At 44.5% G+C, this 6,920-nt stretch carries 7 protein-coding genes; 2 read left to right on the plus strand and 5 right to left on the minus strand.

Annotation, left to right across the window (positions count from 1 at the left end):
- Positions 1–131 precede the first annotated feature (131 nt).
- The gene (locus tag O9300_RS13855; protein ID WP_287972229.1) at positions 132–842 is read right to left on the minus strand and encodes a hypothetical protein; all 711 of its coding nucleotides are present in this window, start codon (positions 840–842) and stop codon (positions 132–134) included.
- A gap of 93 nt (positions 843–935) precedes the next feature.
- The gene (locus tag O9300_RS13860) at positions 936–1,139 is read right to left on the minus strand and encodes a hypothetical protein (RefSeq protein ID WP_287738545.1); all 204 of its coding nucleotides are present in this window, start codon (positions 1,137–1,139) and stop codon (positions 936–938) included.
- 442 nt (positions 1,140–1,581) lie between these two features.
- Between O9300_RS13860 and O9300_RS13865 the strand changes: the two genes are divergently transcribed.
- Entirely contained in the window at positions 1,582–2,880 is a 1,299-nt protein-coding gene (locus tag O9300_RS13865) for a homoserine dehydrogenase (protein WP_287972235.1), read from the plus strand.
- 20 nt (positions 2,881–2,900) lie between these two features.
- A complete protein-coding gene (locus O9300_RS13870) occupies positions 2,901–3,809 on the plus strand; it encodes a LysM peptidoglycan-binding domain-containing M23 family metallopeptidase (RefSeq protein WP_287972230.1) in 909 nt (302 codons plus the stop codon).
- Between the two features lie 22 nt (positions 3,810–3,831).
- Here the strand turns inward: O9300_RS13870 and O9300_RS13875 are convergent, their stop codons facing one another.
- The 3 genes from O9300_RS13875 to trpC all read right to left on the minus strand — a co-directional run bounded on the left by O9300_RS13875 (position 3,832) and on the right by trpC (position 6,649).
- Positions 3,832–4,245: a hypothetical protein gene (locus O9300_RS13875; protein ID WP_287730563.1), complete on the minus strand. Its 414-nt coding sequence runs from the start codon at positions 4,243–4,245 to the stop codon at positions 3,832–3,834.
- A gap of 123 nt (positions 4,246–4,368) precedes the next feature.
- Positions 4,369–5,523 (minus strand): pyridoxal-phosphate-dependent aminotransferase family protein, encoded by a 1,155-nt coding sequence (locus O9300_RS13880; protein ID WP_287972232.1) that lies wholly within the window; start codon positions 5,521–5,523, stop codon positions 4,369–4,371.
- Positions 5,524–5,758: 235 nt separating this feature from the next.
- Positions 5,759–6,649: an indole-3-glycerol phosphate synthase TrpC gene (trpC, locus tag O9300_RS13885; protein WP_287972234.1), complete on the minus strand. Its 891-nt coding sequence runs from the start codon at positions 6,647–6,649 to the stop codon at positions 5,759–5,761.
- Between the last annotated feature and the right edge of the window lie 271 nt (positions 6,650–6,920).

Consider the following 6,920-nt stretch of genomic DNA (forward strand, 5'->3'; position numbering starts at 1 on the left):
CATTAGGGTACAAAGGTTTAACCTCGATTGATGATTTTCCTTGATATATCTGGGTTTCAGCGATTTTGGGCTTCTCGAAGTAAATCCCAAGCGGGGATTGGAGTTGAGGCTTTTCTCGATTTGTTTTTTGTCTAAGTCCCATTAAAATCATCAACTGAACCCTGAATACTATTAGCTTCTGCTCTCAACTGATTTGCTTGATTTTGATAACCGTCTCGTAGGTTAACCTGTTCTTGATTTGTCACCCAGCCATAGATTTCTTTTTTCTTGCCACTTCGGCCACTTTCATACCCGACAACATCCCACCTTTGAACAAATTGATTATGATAATTTGCTTTTTCTTGGGCGGTATTCGCTTGAATAATTAAGTTGTCATAGCGAGCGACTAAAGCTAATCCATCTGTAATCTTCTGAGTCAGGTCTTTAATTTGTGCATCTGTTGCATTAATCTTACCTTTAATCGTTTGTATTTCTTGCTTGATCTTCCCTTTATCTCCATTCCCATTATCATCAAGAATCTTCTTTTTATCCTCCAAATTCTTAATTGCAATCTGTAACTCACCCTGTTCTTTTTTCAGTTCCCACAGACGCTCTTGTTCCGTCGTATTGTGACTTACCGCCAACCTCAGCGCCTCATCAGCAACCTGTAACTTACCCTCAGCAATATCCAACTTACTACTAAGTTGCAGTTGCTTGTCAAACGCCGCCTTAATACTTTGATCAATCTTTTGTTGGAGAGACTTAATAGTTTCCCCATTATCCAATAACCCCAAAGCCGCCAAAGTCACCGTTAAGTTATTACCAGCTTCTGTTAATAAATTTATGGCTAATTTAGTATTCATAATTTAGCGCTGCCTTATTTGCTCAAATTGGTAAGGGTAAGTTGAACTATAGGAAAACCAACCATCAACCCTGTGATTGTTGGATTTTGCGTCTCACCCACGACGGAATAGGGTTTCCCCTGTCGGGATGGTATTAAGTAATTTGAGAACTGTCAACCCCTGTTGAACAAAAATTAACAATCGGCAAGTCCAGAAAACGGTTTTTTTTGAAGAAACCCCTTTTCTCATGGTTTCTCGGAGAAACCCGTTTTCTAACGCTCCAATTTCCTTACTGCGTTCTATCCCTCGTAATTCCATATTAGTTAAGTACCTAAGCAAAATTAATTACACATCTAAGCCACTACTCCGTCAGACTTCTGGTGTGAGGAAACAGTGAACTGAAAACTCAAATCCGATCCCTAATAGCTGTCTCCCGTCTCCCGTCTCCCGTCTCCTGTCTCCTGTCTCCCGTCTCGACTAGGAAATTAATTTTGCACGACTACTTATGATCAAAAATGTTACTCACATTGCCGAATATCTATATCGGTCAATAAAATCAATAACAATTACAGGATAAGCGTTTAAATGCGATCGAGATTTGCTTGATTTGAATACAAAAATACTGAATATTTATCATCATCGGGCCCTGAACGCCAGCAAAAGAAAACCCCACAGACAAAGACCTTGTAATGATAGAATCGACAATGGCGACGGCTTGGCCATTAGTATTTTTTGCGTCGGACTAGCAGGAGATAAAAGCGTGACCTTTAAGATTGGTTTACTCGGTTTCGGGGTTGTGGGGACGGGAACAGCGAAAATCCTCCTTGATCCTTTTGGTCGTCATCCCGTACTCAAAGAGATTACCATTGGACGAGTGGGAGTTAGATCCCTAGATAAACCGAGAGAAATCGAGCTTTCTCCCCTGCTGTTGACCACTGACCTAGAATCGATCGTTACTGACCCCGAAATTGATATTATTGTCGAATTATTGGGGGGTTTGGAACCGGCGCGCTCTTTAATTCTCAAGGCAATCGCATCGGGAAAGCACGTTGTTACGGCAAATAAGGCGGTTATTGCCCGTTTTGGTGATGAAATCTACGCCAAAGCTAACGAAAAGGGGGTTTATGTCCTCCTAGAAGCGGCCGTGGGTGGTGGAATTCCCGTCATTAAACCCTTAAAACAATCCCTCGGCGCTAATCGCATCAGCAGCATCATGGGAATTGTCAACGGCACAACTAACTATATTCTCACGGAAATGAGCCAAAAAGGGGCAGATTTTAGCGAAGTGCTGGCCAAAGCTCAGGAATTAGGCTATGCAGAAGCGGATCCGACTGCGGACGTGGATGGATTCGACGCGGCCGATAAAATTGCCATTTTAGCTTCTTTGGGTTTTGGAGGTCGGGTAAAACGGGAAGATGTTTACTGTGAAGGTATCCGGCAAGTTAGCGCCGTCGATATCGCCTACGCTGATAGACTGGGATTTGTGATTAAATTATTAGCGATCGCAAAAGATACGGTTAAGGAAGATTCCGATACCCTAGAGTTGCGGGTTCATCCGACCCTAGTACCGAAAACCCATCCCCTCGCTAATGCTAACGGGGTCTATAACGCTATTCTCGTCGAGGGGGAACCCTTGGGCCAAGTGATGTTTTATGGACCGGGTGCCGGTAGCGGACCGACGGCCAGCGCGGTAGTATCGGATGTGATGAATATCGTCGGAATTTTAAAAAGTAGTGGCAAAACCAAGGAACTTGACCCGCTTTTAAGCTGTATTCACCAGCATTATTGTCAAATCGCCCCGATGGAGTCGTTATCGACCCGTTTTTATGCCCGTTTTCTCTGTCGCGATGTGCCGGGGGTAATCGGTCATTTAGGTATGGCTTTCGGCGACCATGGGGTTAGTCTAGAATCCGTGGTACAAATTGGTATTAGGGGTGATTTAGCCGAAATTGTCGTTGTCACCCACGATGTGCGCGAGGGCAATTTCCGCAACGCTTTAGCGGCAATAGAGTCTTTAGAAGCTATTGACAGTATTCCTAGTATTCTCCGGGTTTTGTAATTATAGAGATCGCTTTTTTTATGGTCATGGGTCGGAGAATCAGAAGTGAGAAAATTTGGCTAAGTTTAACTAGCACAATTTGGTTTTTTTGTCTAGGTTTTTTGACCTTGAATCAAAAATTAATTTTTGCCCAAGGGTCTGATAATGTTTGTCCCCTGCCGATTTTATCAAGGTTACAACGCCATAAAATCCAAGCGGGAGAAACGATCGCCTCAATCGCCGAAAAATACGCTCTTATCCCCGCAACGATAATTAAACTCAATCCGACTATTCTCAAAAATGGTTTGGCCCCGGTGGGGAAAGAAATCTTCATTCCCCCGATGAACGGCATTCGCATCGAAGCACCCCGGGGTTCCACTTGGCGCGATTTAGAAGCGGCATCAGGTATTCGTGCCGATATACTCTTTGAGCTTAACGGTTGTGGTCGTCGGCCGACAATAGTTTTTATCCCCGGCACCAATTGGTCCGCCGCCAGCAAGCGATCGGATTATACTGGATTAAGTTCTTATCCCTTACCCTTGGCCAGCACTGTCGGATTAGCCTACGGTTGGCAAAAAAGCCCCACGGAACAGAAAAATCTCTTTCATAGTGGTATTGATCTTCTCGCAGATGTTGGTACACCAGTTCTAGCCGCCGAGGATGGTCTAGTGATTTATGTGGGTCAGGAAGGGGCCTATGGTAATTTGGTAGTAATTAATCATTTAGGTCGCCGGCAGACCCGTTATGCCCATTTAAGCAGGGTTACAGTGAAAATTGACCAAAGGGTACGAGCAGGAGACGTTATCGGTACGGTTGGCACCACGGGACAACCAGATATTATTCCCCCCCATCTTCATTTTGAGGTGCGCTTAGATACTCCCGTCGGTTGGACAGCGCAGGATCCGGCTTTGCATTTGCCCCAAATCGGCCCGCAATCAAGTCAAAAGTAAACGGTTAAGTGGGATTATTGATTTATTTAAGTTTGACAAAAGGAAACTTATTTTGGAACCCTAAGTTATCAAGTCCCAGGGTTAATAAAAGTAATGCTGCCATAATTGCGATCGTGATCAGTATCCCCCCTTGGGATTCCGGAGAGGAAAATAGTTTCCAGAATAAAACAACGTTATTGATAAAAATAGCGAAAAATACTAATATAGAATGCCAATCTATACTATCCTGCTTCGCATTTTTTTGCTCACTTTTCTCGTCAGAATTAACTCTCTTTTCCTTACTAGAATTAGCTTTCAAAGTTAGAATCAGCAAGAAAGTTGTCAAGACTAAGACAGCTAAAAAAACTACAGATGCTTGCTCGAAAACTAACTTTAACGCTAACAAAAGGTTAATCACCCAAATAAATACAAACACAAAATTTTGTTTTGCAGACATAACATAAAACCCACAAGAGTTGACTATTACTTTGGCTGGATTATAGCGAATTATACATATACAGGATATATTTTCCAGCCAAAATCCCCCTCTTTGGGGAGAAGGGGAAAAGCCAACCCAAGATTAACCCTGCACCATCACCGAGGCAGCCGCAGCCACACCGGCGCCAGGGGTGACACCTTCGACACCTAACTCGATTAAAGTCGCTTCAATGGCAGCGATAACCGTGAGGATATCCCTCTCACTAGCAAAACCTAAATGACCGATACGGAAGATTTTACCCTTGAGGTGATCCTGACCACCAGCCACAGCGATGTCGAACTTTTTATTGAGAGTCGAACGAATTTTTTCCGCATCTACCAGAGTGGGGGCCACCGCAGTAATCGCCGTGGAAGCCCAGGAATCCGCCGCGTAGAGGGGCAAATCCAGGGCGCGCATACCGGCCCGCGTCATCTTCGTTAAGCGTTGGTGACGGGCGAAAATTGCCGCTAATCCCTCCCTTCTCATCATTTGCAGAGAAGCTTGTAAACCGTACATCAGGTTAACTGGAGGGGTAAAGGGGGAACTATCCTCATCGGTGGCTTTTTTGTATTTGCCCAAATCTAGATAAAAACGGGGCAGTTTGGCGGTTTCGTAGGCTTTCCAAGCTTTTTGACTTACGGAAACAAAACCTAAACCGGGAGGAATCATATAACCTTTCTGGGAACCAGAACCGACCACATCTAAACCCCATTCATCGATGGGAATATGATAAGCTCCTAAACTGGTGACAGCATCGACGATGATTAAAGCTTCCCCGTGGTCTTTTACCGCTTTGTTAATGCTTTCCAAGTCATTGAGAACCCCGGTGGAAGTTTCCGAATGGGTGATAATTACCGCTTTGATGGCTTTTTCCTTGTCTTCGGTCAGTTTAGCGGTAAATGCCTCCGTATCTAGGGGTTTACCCCATTCTGCCTTAATGACATCCACATTTAAGCCGTATGCTTTCGCCACTTTCGCCCAACGTTCCCCAAATTTACCATTATCTCCCACCAAAACTCGATCGCCGGGGCTAAGAAAATTAATAATTCCCGCTTCCATGGCACCGGTTCCCGAAGCAGTTAGCATTAAAACATCGCCACTGGTTTGATGCAACCATTTAAGATTTTCGGTTAATTCGGCGATTACCTTGCTAAAAGCACCCGTCCGATGACCTATAGGTGCTTTAGCCATAGCCAATAATACCGCTTCCGGCACTGGTGTGGGGCCGGGAATCATCAACATATTTTTATTTTCCATGGTTCGTCCTCTCTCGTTGGGCTATATTTAACAAGATAAAAAACCAAATCTCGATCGCATCAATTCTGAGGGGATGATTTAAGATTCGGCAAACTCTGATTATATCCCGGCAGATAGCCTTGTCAGGAGTCAGTATTCAGGAGATAGGGTGATAGGGTTTTGGGGTGATGGGGTTTTGGGGTGATAGGGTGATGAGACAGCTTCCCCAATTCCCCACTTCCCCACTTCCTAACTCCTATTCCCGATTTTCAAAGAGTTTCTGGATACCGACGGCAGCATCGGGCAGTTTTACCAAAGATTCGCCAATTAGAACCGCATTTGCTCCCGCTTCCTTCACTTTCGCCAGATCTGTTGCTGTGTGTAATCCCGATTCGCTGACGATCAGAATACCTTTTTCTCGCACCTGTTCGCCCCTGGCTTCTAGTAATTGGCGAGTATTGTCTAAATCGACTGTAAATGTCTCTAAATTGCGGTTATTAATGCCGATTAGTTCGATTCCCTCAATGGCTAACACTCGATCGAATTCAGCCAGACTATGCACCTCTACCAAAGCTGTCATCCCTAAACCCTTGACAATTTTGACAAAATATGCTAGGTCTTGATCGCTTAAAATAGCGGCAATTAAAAGGACAGCATCGGCTCCTTTAGAGCGAGCGTAGTAGATTTGATAGGGATAAAGGATAAATTCCTTGCATAATAGGGGTAAAGATACCGCTTGCCGGACGAGGGTAAGATTTTCGTAGCTACCTTGAAAAAACTTACTATCGGTTAGGACCGATAAACAAGTGGCTCCCCCCTGTTCATAGGTACGGGCGATCGCTACAGGATCAAAATCTTCCAGGATAACTCCCTTGCTAGGGGAAGCTTTTTTCACTTCGGCAATCAAAGCGGGTTGGGTTTTACCCTGTTTTAAGGCGGCTAAAAAGTCGCAAGGTGGCGCAGTATTGGCTATTTTTTGGCGTAATTCCAATAAAGGCAACCGTTCGCGCAATTTATCGACTTCTATCTCCTTATGCCAAACGATTTCTTCTAAAATATTTTGCGGTTGTGCCTCTGGCACTTTCACCACATAACTCAAACTCTCAACTTTGACGGCAGGATTGGGGTGTTTTCTTCGGATCTGCATTTTTTCACTGTCCAGAGCGTGAACAGTGATTAGTTTAACAGTGATTAGTTATCGGTAATTGAAATAGAGACGCAGTCAACCACGTCTCTACAGATATTTAGGGTTTGCTGAAAAAGCTTTTCGGTGGTGGCAGGGTGTGGGGTGTGGGGTGTGGGGTGTGGGGTTTTATCGATTTTCAGGTGGTCAACTACCTAATTTTCAGGGAAAAAGTCCAGGAATTTTCCCCCCGATCCCCGCAATGGCTGGCACTTTTTGAGGGGAAAAAAGTCCA

Source organism: Microcystis sp. LE19-195.1E (genome assembly GCF_027532095.1).
Taxonomy (GTDB): Bacteria; Cyanobacteriota; Cyanobacteriia; order Cyanobacteriales; family Microcystaceae; genus Microcystis; species Microcystis aeruginosa.